This is a genomic window from Streptococcus agalactiae (assembly GCF_949788565.1).
In the GTDB taxonomy this organism is placed as follows: domain Bacteria; phylum Bacillota; class Bacilli; order Lactobacillales; family Streptococcaceae; genus Streptococcus; species Streptococcus agalactiae.
Map to the genome: position 1 here is coordinate 1,165,117 of NZ_OX460931.1, position 19,659 is coordinate 1,184,775.

A 19,659-nucleotide genomic window follows, 5' to 3' on the forward strand; every position below is an offset into this window, starting at 1 on the left:
ATAACTCCCTTACTAGCTAGTAAGGGAGTTATTTTATATTAAATTGTTCGCCTTAAAAAGAAAATATAACGTACCATTACTATCATAACAATAAGAGTTGTTGTCCCAATTTCAAAGTGGACTAGCCCCTGTATATCAACTGGTAATGATAGATGCTGAATACTTAATTTAAGTGAGGTAGCTGAGATAACAAGGGGGAAAGTAAAGGCTGAGAAACCTGGTGTAAAATCACCAATCAGTAATTTAGGCACCTGAAAAAGAATGAAAAAATAAAGAAATTGTGCCATTACGATTAATAGCAGTAATAAACCTCTATTTGGTGACACAAAACTATTGACATATCCCGCTGTGATTAGCGACATTGGAGCGCAAATAGTAGTTATATTAGGCTTAACTGCCGAAGGTAGCCCGATTTTATATGCTTTAATGAATAGAAATGGTAATAATACTAAAGTTGCAATAAAACCATACCAAAAGACTATTTTCCCAATAGTGAATTGTCCACTAATTGGTGCTGTCAGGCTAGCTACCCCTATACCAACATAGAGGACAGACCAAGAAGGAAAAAGATTAGCCATCGAAAAGTGTCTCAAATATTTCCATGAAAAAATAGCCATATGAATGATTAACGCAATAAATGACAACCACCATACACCTTTTGACAGAACTGCTACCCATATTCCTAAACTTCTAAATAATAAGATATAGGTCGATAAAATCATACCTGCCATAAAAAAAGTAGTAAAGACAGAAGCAATCAAAGGATTGCTTAACTCCCTCCTGCTTTCTTTTTTATTTTTTAATATTCCTTTGATTAAAAAAATCCAAAAAACAAGTGCTACTAGCCCTAAACAATAGCGAAAATAGGTGCCATATTCCTCTAGAAGGTTCCCCAAAGCTAATAACCCCAATACTAATCCCGCCATCACTAATGGTGGTTTTTCCCAATTTTTCATCATATACCTCATAAAAAAACGTTTACATCTATTATAACACAATTAGATTTTGCTGATAAGTGATTTTATTAACTTAATGAAAAGAAGCTAGTCCATTGACTAACTTCTTTTTTAAGCTCTTCTAAAGTTTGCTTTTATTTTAAGTGACGATTCCTCTTTAAAGAGAGACCTACTAGAGCAAGTAGACTTGCTAGAATGCTTATTCCTACTACACTTAGTATTTTTGATGACTTATCTCCAGTTTTTGGCAAATTAGCTTCATTTGTCAGATATGAATCGGCTTTCTTAGAAACTACAGGAGTTATTGAGGTCTTATTAGCTATTCTATTTACTTTTTCTACTGTTTTAGATTCCTTGAAAGATTGTGTTTTGGGATAATCTGCTTGCAATTCCTCCTTAGGACTAGGGGCAACTTTGCCAACTTTAATCACAATTGCTGTTAATGGATCAATCAGCAAACTATCTTTTTCAAAATGAACACCTCTAGGAGTTGAGATTGGTTTAATCCCCGCCTGATCAGCATCAACAATTACTTGCCCTTTTAAAAGGTGTTTATATTTTTCACCTAGTAAAACGTTTCTAGCTTTACTATCAGCATTAACAAATACTGCGTAAATATCACCTTTAGAATCTATTGTTTGGTAAGCAATAACCAAATCTTTTTCTTTAATATCACCTTGACCTACCTCTGTAATCAAGCTAACCTCACGATCAATTTCTGCTTTGCTCAATTTCCGGAAAGCATCTGTTGAACGCCTTAATGTGATTAAACCTGCTGTATAGGCCTGTGTTTTCGTTGAAATTGGGTGTTTGTTATTATCTGTGGCTGCCGCCCAATCAAAATGATTAATGGCATCTGAAGAATCATATGAATCATGAATAAAATATGGGTATTCTTTAACAGCTTCAATAAGTGTTGCTTTATTAGGCAATTTGTCATCTGAAACTTTTGTCATGTAATCAGGGTTAAGTAAACGCTTCGTACGACCATACTCTTGACCAGAATGAATGAATGCTGTCCCTTGAGATGTTAAAATCATTACATTTCCTAAACGCAGACGTCTATGAATCTCTTCTTCAGCTACCTTAGGGTCTTTATTAATTGATTTTGCAATCACATCATGCAAGGTAAGGTTATCATGTGCAGCAATATACTGCACCACATCTCCTGGCGAATCTGCTTCAAAATTCCCAGGTTGTGCTTTGATATTTTTAAAAATACCTTGTAAAGATTGTGGGCCACCTGTGATGAAAGCTGGAGTACCTTCATTTGGAAAACCAGATTTCAAGCTATTACGAATGTCATCTGAAAAGACGCCAACTGTATCGGTTGACTTCATCCAATCTTGGTCAGCTGGTTTAACCGGCTTACCTTGATCACCTTGGAATGTTCTCCAGCCCTCACCAATCATAATCATATTAGGATTAATAGCTTTAGCTTCTTTATAAGCTAATTCAATCGCAGCCGCATCATGATCTCCCATCATATCAAAACGGAAACCATCAACTTTAAATTCACTTGTAAGATATTTAATGGAATCAACCAAAACACGACGACTCATTGCATGGGTGGTTCCTAAACGTCCCCCTCCAAAACTTTCTCTTGGTGAACCATCTTCATTCATAAAGTGGTAATAATTAGGTTCTATATCCTCAAAGAGATAAGTTTTTGCAGTGTGATTATAGACGACATCAAGTATAACCCCCATGCCACGTTTATGAATATCATGTATTAATTGTTTTAATTCGGCAATACGTGCTGATGGATCTTTTGGTTTCTCTGAATACATTCCAGAAAGAGCAAAATAGCTCTGTGGGTCATAGCCCCAATTGTAATTATTGTCTGAGGAAGTGTAAGCTGTTGAGCGTGACTTATCCATTTCATTAACATAAAAATAACTCAATACCGGTAAAAGCTGAATGTGTGTAACTCCTAATTTCTGTAAATAATCTAGTTTCTCTGAAAAGGCTGCAAAGGTACCAAATTGATTTTTTAATTTTCCGTCCAAAGATCGATCAGAAGTGAAGTCTCTTACATGTGCTTCGTATATAACAGCATCTTGTCTTCCTTTAAAATTAGCAATTTTAGCAAAACTTAAATTTTGAGGTCCAAGTTGACTTGGATTTACAAAAGCTGCTTTAGCTGTTTTAATATCGTCATTAACAGTATTACTATCCCACTCTGCTAATGACTTTGCATAAGGATCTAAAATCTTAACCTTATCCTTACCTCTTTTTATTTCGTAAAGATAATAGTAACCAGTATAGTTTTTAATACCTAATTTAGTATCAAGTATCGTCTGCCAAACACCTTTATTATTTTTCACAAGGGGGGTAGTCGCTACAACCCTGTTTTGATTATCTTTGTCATAAATAATCATAGTGACACTATCAGCACTCGGTGACCAGAGGCTGGCTTCAACTTTTGAACCATCTTGATTGAGAACTGCACCTAAATTTCCACTATAAGCATAAAGTTGGTCTTTAAATTCCCAAGATTGCCTTGTCGTGACATTGTTACCATTATAAGATATATTGAAATGACCTTGTTTAGGATTAAAGTCGCCTTTGATTATTAAAAGAGATTTACTAGTATCGAGAGTGATATCAGAAATTTGTATAGCATTTTGATTTTTATCTGTCACTTTCAATTCTTTTAAAATTTCAGTTTTATCTACCCCATCTAGAGTTGTAAAACTTGCTTGAATACTTGTTAAATCAATTTGTTGGGCATCCTTTAGCTGCACTTGATCAATGTAATAAGGATTATTATAAACCTTTGGATCCTTATCTTTTACAAAAATTTGGTTATGGTTAGCTAAATCTCTAAAAACATAGTCGTTGGGTTGAACTTTCACTGCATCTCCTGTCTTACTTTCATCTAAGATTAGAAAACCAATCTCTTTGGCGTTAGTTTTTAGTGGTACATCAATATACCTTCCATATAGTCCTTGATTCACAAAATTACTACCATCTGGCCAAGTTGTTGAGGGGTTTGCAACATCTTTAAAGAGCCATGCTGATAAGTGGTCATAGTTACCAGAGGAACTCAAATAGTTAATACGGACATACCCTTCTTTGAGGGGTTGATAAGTATGTATACCGTACTTTTCATCAATCCAAACTTGGTTCATCTCAGGTCGTAATAATGGAATATGATGATCGCCGCTTAAATTTGTTCCTGCTTTGTTATTAATTAAAAAAGATATTTGTTTTCGTTGTTTTTCAGATAATTTAAAATCAACATAATAACCGTAATCATCTTTCTTAGCATTAGTCATAGGGATAGCACCATTTGGCCAATTACTAGACGGTTGATCAACATCTCCCCATATCCAAAGTCCAGTGCTTTCTACAGGATGACCTTGAGGCAATTCTTTAAGATGTAGTCTAAAGTAACCATTTTCAATCTGTGGAGCTTGATTAGCAACTTTCAAGGTCGGACTTGGAGCACCTATAGCTTGAGAAGTTTTGTCGGGAGTATTTTGCAATGTAGATGGTGCTACTTTTAAATCTAAGGTATTTTTATCTGAAACAGGACCTTTATTTTCTTCAAGCAGGCTTGTCGCCTTATCCGGCTCTGTCACTCCCTTTTGAGTGTCAGTTTCATCTGATACTAATTGCTTGGTATCCGGCATATCTGAGGGTGTCACAACCGTCTCAGAGTTTGAGTTTATGTCATCTTTTAAATTAGTAGATTGTTGGTTGTCAACCTGATTAATATTCGACTCTGCAATCGCTGTAGTTGCAGGAGAAACACTTACTTCTTCAGCAAATACCTGTGGACTATGAAGAAAAATACATACCCCTGTTGCAACTGAAGCTACTCCAACACTTAACTTTCTAATCGTGTATTGAGTTTGTTTATCACCAAATAAGTCTTTTCTTTTCATATCATTCTCCTTTTTTAATGAATTGTTACCAATAAAATCATAACAATTTACGCAAGCGCTTGCAACAAGTAAATGATTTCTTTATTTTTTTGAAATTTTCACTAAAACTATCAATAACATTACAAAAAAGCTAAGCAATATTGCCTAGCTTTTTTATCAAAAATTTCCTCATATCAAATGATTTTCATCAATTTGATAGTCCTTTAACAGGCCTTGAAGCCTATCAAATTCATAACAAAAATGTTCAGGAATATGACCGTCAGAGCCTATAGAGTATTGTTTACAACCAAGCTGTTTTAGTATCTCTAAAGCATAACGATAAAGATTTTCATTCCCATATAGATAAAGGGATTTGGTATTTAGTTCAAAAGCTAACCCCTTAGATAACATCTTTCTGAAAATGCGCTTCAATTGTGTTTCAAACGGTTTTAAATCTTCTACATCTAAGTTTAACTTACGAAAACCATAATCAAAGTGAGCTAAAACGTGCGCTTCCACACGGCCTATGGCAAATTCCATACGATTAAAGTAATCTGCTAAAAGCTCCTTTGTTGGTACTTTCAGAGCTTCTTCTTGCAGATAATCATACCTACCATTATGATGGATTGACAATAGTTTTAAATCAAATTCTTTATTTTTTAAATAATCTAAAATATCTGATTCCCTATCTTTAAAATAACCGATTTCAATTCCTTTTTTAAATCGATTTCCATATTTCTGATTAAGATAATCTATTTTTTGACAATAAGCACTATAATCAGGAACATCGTCTTGACCGGTGTAAGGATTTGATAAATCAAAATGTTCTGTTGTGATAAATTCACCTGTAAAACCATTAATATAGTCCTCAAATGCCGTTTGACAATCATAGGAAAAATGCGTGTGTAGATGATTATCTCTCATACCAACTCCTATCCTTAATCTTTTAAAATATCTGCTACTATCTTTTGTAAATCAACGATTAGATCTTTTTCAAACCATGGATTCTTCTTTAGCCAAATTTGATTTCGCGGTGATGGGTGAACCAGGGGTAAATAATCGGGTAGATAGTCTTTGTAAGCTTTCACTGTTTCTGTTAGATTTTTATGTGCGGAGCTTCCAAGATAATATTTCTGAGCATACTGACCAACTAGCAAGGTCAATTGAACATTAGGCATTTCTTTTAAAATAAGAGGGTGCCATTTCTCCGCAAAACCTTTTCTAGGGGGTAAATCTCCTGATTTTCCTTTGCCTGGGTAATAAAAATCTAAAGGTAAAACAGCAAATTTTCCAGAATGGTAAAATGTCTCTTCATCAACTCCAAGCCACTGGCGTAGACGATCTCCAGATTTATCTTTCCAATAGAGTCTTGCTTCTTGAGTTTTTAAACCAGGTGCTTGGCCAACAATATTGATCCTAGCTGTTTTAGGAGCAGCAAACAAAGGATCAATACCATTTTCTGTATAATTTTGATTCTGTGAATCACTTTTTATTGCTTTAATAATTTTTTCCAAGTCAGTCATAAAGTCTCCAAATCTAACCTTATGAAAAGAGGCAAAGACACTTTCATGTCTTCACCACCCTTTATCATTGATCACATATTTAGTTTAAGGATTATTTTATTTGATTAATTCATAGATAGCTTCTGCATAGATAGCAGCCGAACGGAAAATATTTTCTAAAGGCATGTACTCATTAGCTTGATGCATAGTGTTTTCATCTCCTGGGAACATGGCACCGTATGCAACACCCCGTTCAAGTAAGCGACCAAATGTCCCACCACCAATAACCTGTTCATGTCCTTTAAGACCAGTTTGCTTTTCATAGACAGCTAGCAAGGTTGATACTAATTCATCGTCCATAGGTACATAGTGTGGTGTGTGTTCATGGTCAGAAAGAGTCACTTTTTCAACTCCGTTAAGTTTCTCAAGCTTAGTTTGGATAGTTTTAGCATCTGTCCCTTGTGGGTAACGGAAATTAAGAGCGATAGTATTATCATCATTAGTTTCATCAAACTGGAAGACACCTGCATTCATGCTCAATGGTCCCATACAGTCATCTTCATAAGCTACTCCAAGTTTTTCACCTGAGAAGTCTTCGTGAATAATGTTGGCTGTAACATCTAAGAAAGCACGAGCAGGACCTTCAAAATCAAATTGACTTAGATAAAGAGCTAAATAAGTCGCCCCATTAACACCTTCTTGCGGTGTTGAACCATGAGCAGATTTACCATAAACTGTAGCTATATATTGCCCATCTTCTACAGATAATTCTGCTTTCAAATTATGTTTACTTGCAAAATCAGCTAGACTAGCTCCAAGTGTTGTCTGATCTAAATGACTTGTGAAACGTGCTGTGGCTGATTCTGGAACCATGTTTTCGCGAAGTCCGCCAGAAAAGCTATGCAGTCTAACAGCTCCCTTATTTTCTCCTGAAAAATGTAAATATTCAGTGATATTACCTTTTTCACCATTTATAATTGGAAATTCTGCATCTGGAGAGAAACCAAAATCAGGTTTTGGAAGACCAACATGTTCGAAGTAGTAATCCATATCTCCCCATCCAGATTCTTCATCAGTTCCTACAACAAAACGAACTTTCTTAGATGTTGGTAGCCCAAGCTCTTTAATAATTTTTAGAGCATAATAACATGCCATTGTTGGTCCCTTATCGTCTGATGAGCCTCGAGCATATAAACGGTTATCCTTGATAACTGGTTCATAAGGGTCTGTATCCCAACCGCTGCCTGCAGGAACAACATCTAAATGCCCAAAAATACCTAGTTCTTCTTCGCCTTGACCAAATGTAAAGTGTCCCGCATAATTATCTACGTTTTTTGTTTCGTAGCCATCTCGCTCAGCCATATCAAGGAAAAATTCCAAGGCTTTTACAGGTCCAGGACCAAATGGATGCTCTGCATCAGCTTGTGAATCATCACGCTCCGAATTAATGCGAAGAAGATTTATTAAATCGTCCATCAAAGCGTCTTTGCGTTTGTCTACTTCTGCTCTAAAATCAATTGTCATTACGGCAACTCCTTCTATAAAATATTATGTAGTTTGTGCTTAAAAATTAACGTTTTTCAATAATATGATCAACTGGCAAACGATAACTAGGTTCAACCTTTTCATCACTATAACCAACAGTAATTAATATTTCTGGTCTAAAACGTTTATCTATCTCTAAGACATCATTGGTAATCGCTTTATCGAACCCTAAAATCATATTAGAACTAATACCTTGATCTGTCAAGGCAAGTACTAAATTCATAGCAACGATACCTGCATTTAAAGAGAGATACTCTCCAGTTTGTTTTTCACTATATAAAGCATAGCGTGGTGGTAGAGTTTCCATGTAATAACCAATTAAATCATCAGGAAGAGATCTACGACCAATACGAGCTATTTTCCGTGATCTCTGTCCTAAATCTGTATCTGTAAATAAAGCAATAACATACTGCGCTTGATTAATTTGGTTACAATTACTTTCCGGTAAACCTTCTGCTAGAGCAGATTTTTTTTCTTGGACAACGACAAATTTCCAAGGCTGAATATTATTAGCAGATGGCGCTAATGTCGCAATTTCAATAGCAGTTCTAACATCTTTAAAGTCGACTGGTTTATCATTAAAATGTTTCACAGCATGACGCTTCTTATTTAATTCTAGAAATTTCATAAAAACCTCCTATTCTATTTGATTTTCCCTACTATTCTATCACTTTTTAAAATGCGTTTCAGCTTTTGAAGGCAAAATTGATAAAAAAGTGAAACCGGTTTGAAAACTACCATAAAAAACAAACAAACTTGTGGTACAATATCTAATGACTATAAAAAAGGAGCTATTCATGCTACGAGCATTAAAAGAAGATTTTTTTCTAACCTTAACCTCTTTAAAAAATCAATTTTGGGTTTACATTGGAACTGGTATCTTAATCCAAACTTTAGTTGCTTATTTAGTAAAAGGAATTCTGAGTTTTATCTTTCGTCGGATATTGATATTGTCAAATACTCCCGCGGTGACTAAAGACAATTGGACTTTGCTTTTTAATCATCCCTTAGCTTTATTACTCTTTATACTTTATATCGTAATCCTAATTGGGTTCATCTATACTGAGTTCGCTATCTATACTATTGCCATACTGAAAACTGAATTTTCTCTCAGTATCAAAAAATGGCTAACAATCTTTCCTAAAAAAATAAAATCACTTTTAGGACCACAGCTAATTTGGGTATCAATCTACTTACTTTTGACAATTCCTCTAGCTAACCTTGGTCTAAGGTCAAGTATACTAGAGCATCTTAAAATTCCTGACTTTATTTCTGGCGAGTTAACAAAGACAGTCTTTGGAAAGATAGGTTACTCTACCCTTTTACTGCTTATTTGTTACTTAAACCTTCGATTAATCTATTTTCTCCCGCTGACCATTTTAACTGACTACAATGCTAAAGAAGCACTTTTAGAGAGTTGGAAACTTAGCCACGGAAAGCGTCAGTGGCGTCTTCTAAGTAAAATTATTTTAACCAGTTTATTTATATCTGTAATTGGAACAGTTGCACTAGCTGTTGTTGCTGGTACATTTTCATTCATTGATCATTCTGGAAACAATTTTCCTCTTCAAGCCACTTTCTATAACCTTTTAAAATCAATACTTTTTGCCGTAACACTTCTTATTAAATGTTTAATCATAAGTCACCTATTAGCAGATATTAAACAAAATAAAAGTATTGTTCAACAATGGAGAGCTTGGAAAGGCGTCCAACATAAGCAAAAATTTAAACACATTGCTTGTGTTATCCTAGCTCTAGCTATTGGTACCACTGCCTTAAAAAATGCTATAGCTCTGGCTCTCTTACAAGATAACATTTCAATTAAAAAAGAATTAATAGCCCATCGTGGTGATACATCACATGGCGTTGAAAATTCTATTGAAGCATTAAAAGCAGCCCATAAAGCAAAAGCAGATTACTCAGAGATGGATGTTATCATGACAAAAGATCATAAATTAGTAGTCATTCATGATGATAATCTCAAACGACTCTCTGGTATGAACAAAGATGTTTCTAAACTAACTTTAGATCAAGTTACAAAAATCCCAATTCACCAAGAGCGTTTTGCTAGTTACATTCCATCATTTGCAGAATTTATGAAGACCGCTCAGTCACTAGATCAAAAAATCATGATTGAATTGAAACCGTATAATCAAAACCTCGATATCTATGCGGATGAATTTATCAAAGAATTTAAAGAGCTTCGTCTATCAACCAAGCATAAAGTAATGTCTCTCAACTTGACACTCATTGAAAAGGTTGAGAAAAAATTGCCACAACTTGATACAGGTTACCTAATCCCACTACATTGGGGAACGCTTCAAAATCATAACGTTGACTTTTATGGGATTGAGGAATTTTCATACAATGATTGGATTGCATATCTCGCCCAAGAATATAATAAACAGCTCTATGTTTGGACTATTAACCGTGATAACCTTATGATACGTTATTTACAAAGCCCAGTTAATGGAATCATCACAGATGAACTCAATCTTTTCAAGGTCATTAATAAAGATATCAAAAATAGCCCTAATTATTATCAAAGAGCTCTCCAACTTATTGATAGCGAGGGTTAAATTAAATAAAAAGCTTAGTAGAACAGTATCTACTAAGTTTTTTATTTAGGAGGATCATTAAGAGAATCTCGGAGACTTTCTGCTACATTCCTAGGAATACCACACATAATAATGTCCTCAATATCAGCTTTTTGGATACTAGGTAAGCTTTTAAAATGTTTCATTAGCAATTGTTTACGTTTTGGTCCCAACCCAGTGATACCATCTAATTTTGAAGAAAAGGAATTTTTGGAGCGTAATTGACGATGAAAAGTAATAGCAAAACGATGTACCTCATCTTGAATACGGTGAAGTAAGAAAAATTCTTCTGAATTACGCGGTAGTTCTACTACTTCTAAAGGATCTCCAAAAAGTAATTCATGTGTTTGGTGTTTATCATTCTTTTGCAAACCTGCAATAGGTATGGCTAAACCTAATTGGTTCTCAATAACATCACGCGCTATATTTACTTGCCCCTGACCACCATCAATTACAATCAAGTCCGGAGGTGTCAAGCCATCTTTTAAAACCCTACTATAACGCCGATGAATGACTTCTCTCATACTAGCATAATCATCTGGTCCGATAACAGTCTTAATTTTAAACTTTCGATAGTCTTTTTTACTTGGCTTTCCATTCACAAATACCACCATAGCAGCTACTGGACTTGTCCCTTGAATATTGGAATTATCAAATGCTTCTATGCGTACTGGTTTAGGGATATTAAGAAGATTACCTAAATTTTCAATTGCCCCATGAGTTTTACGAATATCTTTTTCCAGTAAGTCAAACTTCTGTTGTAAACTGACACGAGCATTTTTTATTGCCAGATTTACTAACTGTTTCTTTTCACCACGTTGTGGTTTAACAATCTTACAGCCTACAATTGTTTCAACCGACTTAGCATCAATATCCTGTGGAATAAAGACTTCTTTGGGTAGAAAATGTTTTGTATCTTGATAAAATTGCCCTATGTAAGTTAGAAAATCTTCCTCTGGTTCATTATAATAAGGAAACATATTCACGTCACGCTGAATCAATTTTCCATTTCGAACAAAAAAGACCTGTACACACATCCAACCCTTATCAACGAAATAACCAAAAACATCTCTATCCTTCATATCTTGATGAATAACACGCTGCTTAGTACGCAACAAACTAATTGCTTCGATCAAATCTCGATATTCAGCCGCACGCTCAAATTCCATAGTCATAGCAGCGCTCTTCATTTTTTCAGTTAATCCGTTAACAATTTTATTATCTTTACCATTAAGAAACTGTTTTACATCTTCTCTCAGACTATCCCAATAAGCTTTATTAGTTTGACAAACTGTATGTGCATTGCATTGCCCTAAATGATAATAAAAGCATACTTTATTTGCTGGATTAGTACATTTCTTAAAAGGAAAGAGCCTATCTAGTAACCGCTTAATCTCAGTTGCTGCCCCAGAATCCGGATAAGGTCCAAAATAAGTGCCATCTGATTTTTTTACTTGACGTGTAATCATAAGACGAGGATAACGTTCATTTGTTATTTTGATATATGGGTAAGACTTATCATCTTTCAATCGAATATTATACTTCGGCATATTTTCTTGGATTAAATTAATTTCCAATAATAGAGCTTCGGTATTAGATGTTGTCACAATGTATTCAAAGTCTTCAATCTCAGAGACCAAAAGTTCTGTCTTAGTATTATGACTCCCATGAAAATAACTTCTCACACGATTCTTAAGATTTTTAGCCTTACCTACATAAATAATTGTCCCATTCTTATCTTTATGAAGGTAACAACCAGGACTGTCTGGTAACAATTCTAGCTTATGTTTAATCAGTTCATTCATAGAACTATTATAACAAAATGTACTGTAATCTTTACGAAATAAATACTATTCCCCCAACATCTATTGTATCTTCCAATACTTGAATAAAACCTCAATACTCCTAGTCTAAGCAATTATTTTATGTTACACTTTAAACAAGTGAATTATTGAGGAGTTTTTATGATAGACGTTGAGAATATTCTTGAAAAAATGAAACCTAACCAAAAAATCAATTACGATTGGGTCATGCAACAAATGGTTAAGCAGTGGCAAGCTAGTGATATCCGTCCTAAAATTCTGATGCATGTCTGCTGTGCTCCTTGTAGTACATATACCCTTGAATACTTATCACAATGGGCAGATGTTACCATCTATTTTGCTAATTCAAATATCCATCCTAAAGATGAATATTATCGCCGCGAATATGTTACTCAAAAATTTGTTCATGATTTCAACAAAAATACTGGATATTCTGTACAATTCTTATCAGCACCATATGAACCAAATGAATTTTTCAAAATTGTTCATGGGTTAGAAGAAGAACCTGAAGGTAGGGATCGTTGTAAAGTTTGCTATGATTTCCGTCTTGATAAGACAGCGGAAAAAGCCGTTGAACTAGGTTTTGATTACTTTGGCAGTGCCCTAACTATTAGTCCTCACAAAAACTCTCAAACAATCAATACTATTGGTATTGATGTCCAAAAAATTTATGATACTCAGTATCTTCCTAGCGACCTTAAAAAAAATAAAGGTTACCAACGTTCCGTTGAGATGTGTAAAGATTATGATATCTACCGCCAATGTTACTGTGGATGTATCTTCGGTGCTAAAGATCAAGGGATAAATCTTCTCCAAATCAAAAAAGATGCGAAAGCTTTCATGAGTGATAAAGACGGCAAAGAAGAATTTCCTAATATACGCTTCACATTTAATGGCAAGTCAATGTAAATGATAAAAAAGACTTAGTAAAGAACTAAGCCTTTTTTGGTATAAATCTTGTCAAACTTTAATAATACAACTTCTTAATCTTTTGCAGACGTTGGTTTAGAAATAGACCACAAACAAAAATACCTGTGATTAAACCAATCCAATAGGCAAACGGACCTAACTGGCTATTTTTTTCTAAGATAACCGCTAATGGCAAAGCACATAACCAATAAGAGCCCGCACCGATCATAAACGGTTTTGTTGTATCCTTATAGCCTCGTAAAATCCCCTGTACAGGAGCTGCATAAGCATCTGCAAACTGGAAAAAGAGACTATAAGTTAGGAATTGAGCTGTAATAGCGACAAAGTGAGGGTCACTATTATACATTGCTGCTACATTCTCACGAAATAGAAATAAAAATAGTAAGGTTCCTGATGTAATCCCTACCGCTGTTAAGCGTCCTATCCTACTATAAGTGTTTGCATCCTGAAAGCGCTCTGCCCCTACTTCAAACGATATTGTAATAGCTAGAGCAGTGGAAATACTTAAAGGAAAGGCATACATTAATGATGAAAAATTCATAGCAGCCTGATGTGCTGCAATAATGATGGAAGAAAATTTTGCCATGAATAAGCCTACTACTGCAAAAATTGCAACTTCTGCAAAAATTTGTAAACCAATCGGTAATCCCAATCGAATATCTTCAATAATCAAAGGAGCTTTTATTCTTTCCAGAGTCCACATATGATATATTTTAATTTGAGGATGAAGTGCCATCACAATAATAATAACAATAAAAATAGCCCAATAAGTTAAAGAAGTTCCAAGACCTGCCCCCGCACCTCCTAGTCTAGGCATACCAAATTTACCGTAGATAAGCATATAATTAAAAAATGAATTAAAGGGTAGAATTAAAAGCATCAGATACATAGATAACCTTGTTAACCCCAATGCATCAAAGAATGAACGGCAAATGCTAAACAACACCAGCGGCATGATTCCAATCAACATATAATTTAAATAACCACGACCAACTGCTAGAACTTCATCTTCTAACCCCAAACTCCCCAAGACAGGTTGAGCAATAAATTGCATGATTAAAAATAATATTAAGGACAGTATCAAACCTAAATATAGAAATTGATGAAATTCTGTGCGAATTTGTTCTTTATTTCCTCTACCCAAATGTTGACCAACTACTGGTACTAATGCTGAAATCATACCAACTAATAAAGCGAAAAACGGAGTCCATAAATTACTAGCAGTTGACACACCTGCCAAATGTAGCTGACTATACTGTCCAGTCATAACCGAATCAATAAAAGTAGCTGAAAAATTAGCAAATTGATAAATCAATACTGGGATAAATAATTTCAAAAATAAAACAAATTTTTCCTTATTTGTCTGAGTTTGATACATCTTTTTTCTCCTTTTCACCTTAATCAATTTATTTTAGCTTAGCTAGAATACTCTGTCAATGCTATTTAAAAAGGCTGAGAAATAATCCTCAACCCCATTTTAGCTAAGCTCAGTATTGATTTGCCATGTCATACCATATTTGTCAGTCACATTTCCATAAGCTGGACTCCACGGAACTGCTTGTAGAGGCATTTTAATGTTCATTGCATCTCGAGAAAGCTTATTGAATAACTCTTGTGCTTCTTCTACAGATTCCACAATTAAAGCTGCTGTCATATTTTGTCCAATTTGAAAATCAAAAATAGGATTATTGTCAGAAAGTTGCATTCGAATACCATCAATATTAAATTGAGCGTTCATAATTAAATGTTCAAGTTCTGGCGGACAATCTGGCCAGCCCTGTGCAAAAGTTGTGACGTGTTCTGCTTTTGTATTAAAAATCTCTTCATAAAATGTAATAGCTTCGGCCCCACGACCATTAATATTCATATAAATTTCAATTGCTTTCATTACCATACCTCACTTCATATTATCCAACCAACGCTGCATCAGAGTTTCATTTTCTCCTTTTAGGGTAAAATAAGAACCACGTATTATACCTGCGAGTTTTGACTTTTGACGAGCGAACTTAAACTTGTCCGCTAATTCAATAGGAATATCCATTCCATCTGATAATTTTAAACCTACAGCTCTCTTTTTAGGATTATCTAATTCATATAAAATATTAATGGCTAAACCATCCTCATAGAAAACATGTGTCCATAAAATACGATTCTCTAAAAAAAGCTGTGAAATCTCTAAAGGCTTTGCAGCAAAAACAAGGTTACGTTCATTTTTTAGAAGGTCATTAATATCTGCCATCAATTCTGGATAGTCTGATACTGGAAATGTTTCGTAGGCTACTTTGAATTTATTCCAGAAATAGCGAGCTTCATTTGCACGCAAACCAGCCAAGGCTTCTGCCACTGGAGAAGTCTCCAAACCTTTAGTTGAAACGGTTTTAAAGTCGATAATCATGTTCTTTCCTTTTTGATTAAAATTTTCGATAATTTAGTATACTCTTTTTTGAAGAAAAAGTACATTCTAATCACTTATAAAAAGTAGTAAAGTAGTACATTTAGAACACTACCACATCAGTAATTTCTTGACCTTTCTCTACTTAATACTTATAATTAATCTAGACTTGATGTCAAAGCATCAATCAAGGTGTAAACCTGATTCACCTAAAAAGCTGATGGAGCTAAACATGACCAAAAAGATATTCTTATTTATCTGCGCTACTCTTTTAATAGGAATAGCCTTATATACACCAACAACTTCTATTTTTAATCATAACAACGTTTATGCTGCCACCAAGAAAGCAAAAGTTAAATTTAATAAAACTCAAAAAACAATTGTCAAAAAAGCAAGAGAATATGCTAAGTCTGGCCATATGTCTAAAGATAGTATCATTGAAAAATTAAAAAAGGATTCTAAGAAATATCGTCAAGAAGACATCAACTTTGTGATTAATAACCTCAAGGTTAATTACAAAAAAAATGCCTTGATTTCTGCCAAAATTTATTCAAAGACCATGAATTTATCTAAACAATCTATCTTTGAACAGCTCTATTCGGAGTCTCCAGATAAGGCAACCCACTCTGATAAATTTACAAAAGAAGAAGCCCAATACGCTATAGACCATCTCAAAGTAGATTTCAAAGAAAATGCTCTTGAGACTGCTAAAAGTTATCAAAGTAGTTCTTCTTTATCCAAAGAAGAAATCTATAAACAATTGACATCTACGCTGGGCGATAAATTCACAAATGATGAAGCCCAATATGCTGTAAATCATTTGAAATGATGACATACCAATAGTCTATCCTTATGTAATAGAATTGATAGCTTATGCTAATATTCCAGCTATAAAATAGCAAGAACCCTCCTAAGTTCATTAAGACTTAGGAGGGTTTTTATCAATAAATAATCTTTGGGTTAATTCCAATAAACAAGCACTATAGATAAATCTATAGCTGTATTAGCCAACACACTTATACTAAGCATCACAAACTAGAGACTTCCATAATAATCTCTGTCCTTTTGTGAATCATAAGTCCATCAGTCTGTCGGTCCCCAAATTAATAGAATACAAAATAGAATAACTATTAAAACAAAGACACTTATATAGATTATACGACCTATTGGGTGTCTGGGATTCACGGCGACACCGAAGCATCTTACTTCTGAAAAATTTTTAGAACTTTGAAATCTATTACTTTCAAATTGGTATCCAGCAAGCAACATACAAAATATTGAGGCACATAGTAAACAAGCTAATACTTTTTGGTTTTTAAGTGATATCGTATTGTTTAAATATAGCATGAGCTCCATTATAGCTAACTCACAAATAAGAAAAGTAAAAAATAAATATAGTGAAATATTAACTTTTCTTTTTTCTGTGTGGTGGGATATGCTATTAAGACTCTTTGGATGGGAACATCTGTGATAATAATTTCCAAACAAGAGTATGATTGTCAAAATTCCTAATCCTAAAATACCTATTAAATAATCAAAATTAAGGAAAATAGAAACAATAGCTAATAGGATAAAAAACAATGTCATCACTAGGTTAAATAATATCCTTTTATTCAATGTAAGCTCCTTAAAATAACTAATAGCTACTTGTTTTTTTGAACTAAAATAATTGTAAATTAGACTAGTTAGTGAATAACAAACATTGTGATAGCAATCGCCACCCCTTAAACTATTTTAACATACTTTTATTTCTACTTCTTGTTGAGACCTTATATCTGTCTAAGATTGATTTATTCGCATTATTTAGTCGCTTTATTATTTACACAGTATCTATTTCAGACAATCTTAAACCTTGTATCAATCTTTTTCCATCGTTAAATACTGGTAGACAGTTATTATGAGTAACAATAAACTCAGTACAAAGATTATTTGTACTAACAATTTAGTCGGTTGCCTAATACTCCTTATTTGTGTCAACATAATAAAAGTGGCATTTATAAAAACAATACCATTCAATAAAATACTTAATAATTGAAATTTCATGTATTACCTATTACCTTTTTCTGATTCTTATGATATGATCTACTTTATTGTAAACATCTGGAGAGTGCGTTGCTATAATAATAATCTTTTTCTCCGTTTTCAGCCCTAAGGTTAGCTCAATAATTTCATCACTATTTTTTATCAACAGATGCCATAGGCTTATCTGCTAAAATAATAGGAGAATCTTTGAGTATGGTTTTAGCAATCGCTACACGTTGAGTTTCTCCTCCTGATAATGAAAAGATTTTTCTATTTAAATCGATATTCAAATTGACACTTTTAAGCGCCATGCGCATCTGGGAGAGTTTTTCATTTTTAGTTATTTTTTTACCTAAAAATGCCAATTCCAAATTCTCCTGAATTGTTCTATTGTCAATCAAACCAAAATTTTGAAATAAATAGCTAAGGTGGTTCTTAAAATAATCTTTTTCTTTTATTTTATTTAAATTGATTCCATTCACAAGAATAGTTCCGGAATCAATCGCTTCTAGCTTTCCAATGATATTTAACATAGAGATAAATTATCAAATACGATTAAATCAGTTAAAAAGAAAGACTCTTCAATGAGTACTCCAACTTTTATCAGTAAATTTTTTTATAAAAATAAAACACCCCCACAATAATTTGTGGGGGTGTTTTTTAGGGAATATTCAAATGAATTATCCCTTTTTTAATCGCCTTAACTTTAACGAAAAGGCTTTAAAAATAGGCTTTCACCTTTAAATAATCAGGAACTGATTATTTAAGAGTAACAATAACACAAGTTACTCTGTTGGCGATATAATAGGCTTTTTAGCCTTTACTCAGAGTTTGGCAGGAATTTTGGCATAAAATGGAATCTAGTCCTGCACTAATCACATTTTGAGTGATTTCTTCTGATACTGTTTTATCTAATGCATTAAACCAGTGGCTATATGTATTCAAAGTTGTAGATTTATCAGCATGTCCCATTCGTCTTGCTACATATAAAATGTCCTTCTGCAAAACATTTATAAGATAGGAAGCATGGCTATGTCTCAAACCTTTTCCTGTTATCACCGGTACTCCAACTTCTTGAGCTTTTCTCTTGATAACTCGACAGATTGTTGATTTACAAAACGGTTCACCAAATCGTGAAATGATGTAATCTGTATCTTGATTGGAAACTTGATTTTTTCGCCAGTTTTCCAATACTGATATTGTCACATCATCTAATTCAACTAGGCGCTCTCCTGCTGGTGTTTTGGTTTGGTCTTTGCGATACCAATTTCCATTTTCATCCTTTTCCAAGGTTGTATGAACCTTCAAGAATTTGTGTTCGAAATCGACATCTTCCCACCATAACGATAAACCTTCACTCACACGAACACCTGTCATATAATATAACCAAATAGTTGTAAACCTCTGTAATTCTTCATAATCTTGCAAATCAAATGATTTAATAAAGTTCTGAAACTCAATATAAGTCCAAAATGGTGTATCAGGGTGTTTGCCTCTAGGATTATCTAACGCCTTACATGGCATAGTTGAAATATATCCTAATCTCTCAGCATAACCCATGCATGCCTTAAATCGTGACCATAAATTCTTCGCGTAGTTTTCAGAGTAATGTTCAATGATATGTAATCTAAAAGATTCACAATCTCTAGCTGTTATCTCTTTTAAAGTTTTGGAGCCAAAATACTGAATAAATAACTTGTGATGTGGCAAAGCAGTTTTATAAGTTACAGCTTGAACCTTTTGCTTATAGGCTCTTAGATAAATGCTATTCATGTAACTTTCAAATGTTATATTGTAATTTTCAATACTAAGATTATTATTAAACTCATACCTAATTCGGACCAGTTCATCATACGCTTCTTTCATTGTACTAAATGGCTTACCATACTGATTCTTTCTAGCTTTCTTTTGAACTCGTTTACCTGTTACAGGGTCAACACCAAGATCAGCTTGATAAAATATTTTACCATTCTTATCACAATAAACACCTTTGTATTTTTTTTGATTTTTTGTAGTCATC

The 19,659-nt window shown here is 33.8% G+C and carries 16 protein-coding genes; 3 read left to right on the forward strand and 13 right to left on the reverse strand.

The window, feature by feature from the left end:
* Positions 1-38 precede the first annotated feature (38 nt).
* The 6 genes from QOR44_RS06060 to QOR44_RS06085 form a co-directional block, all read right to left on the reverse strand.
* A complete protein-coding gene (locus tag QOR44_RS06060) occupies positions 39-956 on the reverse strand; it encodes a TDT family transporter (RefSeq protein ID WP_000800355.1) in 918 nt (305 codons plus the stop codon).
* Positions 957-1,090: 134 nt separating this feature from the next.
* The gene (locus tag QOR44_RS06065; protein ID WP_000823018.1) at positions 1,091-4,849 is read right to left on the reverse strand and encodes a pullulanase; all 3,759 of its coding nucleotides are present in this window, start codon (positions 4,847-4,849) and stop codon (positions 1,091-1,093) included.
* Between the two features lie 168 nt (positions 4,850-5,017).
* Positions 5,018-5,752 carry a PHP domain-containing protein gene (locus QOR44_RS06070; RefSeq protein WP_001205489.1) on the reverse strand — a complete coding sequence of 245 codons (735 nt, stop codon included), beginning with the start codon at positions 5,750-5,752 and terminating at the stop codon, positions 5,018-5,020.
* 14 nt (positions 5,753-5,766) lie between these two features.
* Positions 5,767-6,351, reverse strand: coding sequence for a uracil-DNA glycosylase family protein (locus tag QOR44_RS06075; RefSeq protein ID WP_000130593.1), 585 nt, complete (start codon positions 6,349-6,351; stop codon positions 5,767-5,769).
* Between the two features lie 96 nt (positions 6,352-6,447).
* Positions 6,448-7,854, reverse strand: coding sequence for a dipeptidase PepV (pepV, locus tag QOR44_RS06080; RefSeq protein ID WP_000150950.1), 1,407 nt, complete (start codon positions 7,852-7,854; stop codon positions 6,448-6,450).
* A gap of 46 nt (positions 7,855-7,900) precedes the next feature.
* Positions 7,901-8,503 carry a nitroreductase family protein gene (locus QOR44_RS06085; RefSeq protein WP_000670189.1) on the reverse strand — a complete coding sequence of 201 codons (603 nt, stop codon included), beginning with the start codon at positions 8,501-8,503 and terminating at the stop codon, positions 7,901-7,903.
* 169 nt (positions 8,504-8,672) lie between these two features.
* Here QOR44_RS06085 and QOR44_RS06090 point away from each other — a divergent pair, with 169 nt between their 5' ends.
* Positions 8,673-10,454, forward strand: a complete 1,782-nt coding sequence (locus QOR44_RS06090) for a glycerophosphodiester phosphodiesterase (protein WP_283572685.1) — start codon at positions 8,673-8,675, stop codon at positions 10,452-10,454.
* A 41-nt stretch (positions 10,455-10,495) separates the two neighbouring features.
* Here QOR44_RS06090 and uvrC read toward each other — a convergent pair whose 3' ends face one another.
* Positions 10,496-12,277, reverse strand: coding sequence for an excinuclease ABC subunit UvrC (gene uvrC, locus QOR44_RS06095; RefSeq protein WP_001003967.1), 1,782 nt, complete (start codon positions 12,275-12,277; stop codon positions 10,496-10,498).
* A gap of 159 nt (positions 12,278-12,436) precedes the next feature.
* On the opposite strand from uvrC, the gene QOR44_RS06100 reads away from it, so the two are divergent.
* Entirely contained in the window at positions 12,437-13,204 is a 768-nt protein-coding gene (locus QOR44_RS06100; RefSeq protein ID WP_000567588.1) for an epoxyqueuosine reductase QueH, read from the forward strand.
* 58 nt (positions 13,205-13,262) lie between these two features.
* Here QOR44_RS06100 and QOR44_RS06105 read toward each other — a convergent pair whose 3' ends face one another.
* The 3 genes from QOR44_RS06105 to QOR44_RS06115 form a co-directional block, all read right to left on the reverse strand.
* Complete coding sequence (locus QOR44_RS06105) at positions 13,263-14,603, reverse strand: MATE family efflux transporter (RefSeq protein WP_000285042.1); 1,341 nt, start codon at positions 14,601-14,603, stop codon at positions 13,263-13,265.
* A 99-nt stretch (positions 14,604-14,702) separates the two neighbouring features.
* Positions 14,703-15,119: a VOC family protein gene (locus tag QOR44_RS06110; RefSeq protein ID WP_000245060.1), complete on the reverse strand. Its 417-nt coding sequence runs from the start codon at positions 15,117-15,119 to the stop codon at positions 14,703-14,705.
* A 3-nt stretch (positions 15,120-15,122) separates the two neighbouring features.
* Positions 15,123-15,620 (reverse strand): DUF8821 family protein, encoded by a 498-nt coding sequence (locus tag QOR44_RS06115; RefSeq protein ID WP_000582585.1) that lies wholly within the window; start codon positions 15,618-15,620, stop codon positions 15,123-15,125.
* Positions 15,621-15,849: 229 nt separating this feature from the next.
* Between QOR44_RS06115 and QOR44_RS06120 the strand changes: the two genes are divergently transcribed.
* Positions 15,850-16,446: an Ltp family lipoprotein gene (locus tag QOR44_RS06120; protein ID WP_000162273.1), complete on the forward strand. Its 597-nt coding sequence runs from the start codon at positions 15,850-15,852 to the stop codon at positions 16,444-16,446.
* Between the two features lie 254 nt (positions 16,447-16,700).
* Here QOR44_RS06120 and QOR44_RS06125 read toward each other — a convergent pair whose 3' ends face one another.
* The 3 genes from QOR44_RS06125 to QOR44_RS06135 form a co-directional block, all read right to left on the reverse strand.
* Complete coding sequence (locus tag QOR44_RS06125) at positions 16,701-17,234, reverse strand: hypothetical protein (RefSeq protein ID WP_001042297.1); 534 nt, start codon at positions 17,232-17,234, stop codon at positions 16,701-16,703.
* 557 nt (positions 17,235-17,791) lie between these two features.
* Positions 17,792-18,172: an ATP-binding cassette domain-containing protein gene (locus QOR44_RS06130; protein ID WP_001883227.1), complete on the reverse strand. Its 381-nt coding sequence runs from the start codon at positions 18,170-18,172 to the stop codon at positions 17,792-17,794.
* Positions 18,173-18,452: 280 nt separating this feature from the next.
* Positions 18,453-19,658 carry a tyrosine-type recombinase/integrase gene (locus QOR44_RS06135; RefSeq protein WP_000208707.1) on the reverse strand — a complete coding sequence of 402 codons (1,206 nt, stop codon included), beginning with the start codon at positions 19,656-19,658 and terminating at the stop codon, positions 18,453-18,455.
* Position 19,659: the final 1 nt, after the last annotated feature.

Coding starts and splice junctions, on each gene's coding strand:
- QOR44_RS06075 (WP_000130593.1), bottom strand. CDS start 6,351: ATGACTGACTTGGAAAAAATTATTAAAGCAATAAAAAGTGATTCACAG.
- QOR44_RS06065 (WP_000823018.1), bottom strand. CDS start 4,849: ATGAAAAGAAAAGACTTATTTGGTGATAAACAAACTCAATACACGATT.
- QOR44_RS06085 (WP_000670189.1), bottom strand. CDS start 8,503: ATGAAATTTCTAGAATTAAATAAGAAGCGTCATGCTGTGAAACATTTT.
- QOR44_RS06110 (WP_000245060.1), bottom strand. CDS start 15,119: ATGGTAATGAAAGCAATTGAAATTTATATGAATATTAATGGTCGTGGG.
- QOR44_RS06130 (WP_001883227.1), bottom strand. CDS start 18,172: ATGTTAAATATCATTGGAAAGCTAGAAGCGATTGATTCCGGAACTATT.
- QOR44_RS06070 (WP_001205489.1), bottom strand. CDS start 5,752: ATGAGAGATAATCATCTACACACGCATTTTTCCTATGATTGTCAAACG.
- QOR44_RS06120 (WP_000162273.1), top strand. CDS start 15,850: ATGACCAAAAAGATATTCTTATTTATCTGCGCTACTCTTTTAATAGGA.
- QOR44_RS06105 (WP_000285042.1), bottom strand. CDS start 14,603: ATGTATCAAACTCAGACAAATAAGGAAAAATTTGTTTTATTTTTGAAA.
- QOR44_RS06090 (WP_283572685.1), top strand. CDS start 8,673: ATGCTACGAGCATTAAAAGAAGATTTTTTTCTAACCTTAACCTCTTTA.
- QOR44_RS06060 (WP_000800355.1), bottom strand. CDS start 956: ATGAAAAATTGGGAAAAACCACCATTAGTGATGGCGGGATTAGTATTG.
- QOR44_RS06115 (WP_000582585.1), bottom strand. CDS start 15,620: ATGATTATCGACTTTAAAACCGTTTCAACTAAAGGTTTGGAGACTTCT.
- uvrC (WP_001003967.1), bottom strand. CDS start 12,277: ATGAATGAACTGATTAAACATAAGCTAGAATTGTTACCAGACAGTCCT.
- QOR44_RS06135 (WP_000208707.1), bottom strand. CDS start 19,658: ATGACTACAAAAAATCAAAAAAAATACAAAGGTGTTTATTGTGATAAG.
- QOR44_RS06100 (WP_000567588.1), top strand. CDS start 12,437: ATGATAGACGTTGAGAATATTCTTGAAAAAATGAAACCTAACCAAAAA.
- pepV (WP_000150950.1), bottom strand. CDS start 7,854: ATGACAATTGATTTTAGAGCAGAAGTAGACAAACGCAAAGACGCTTTG.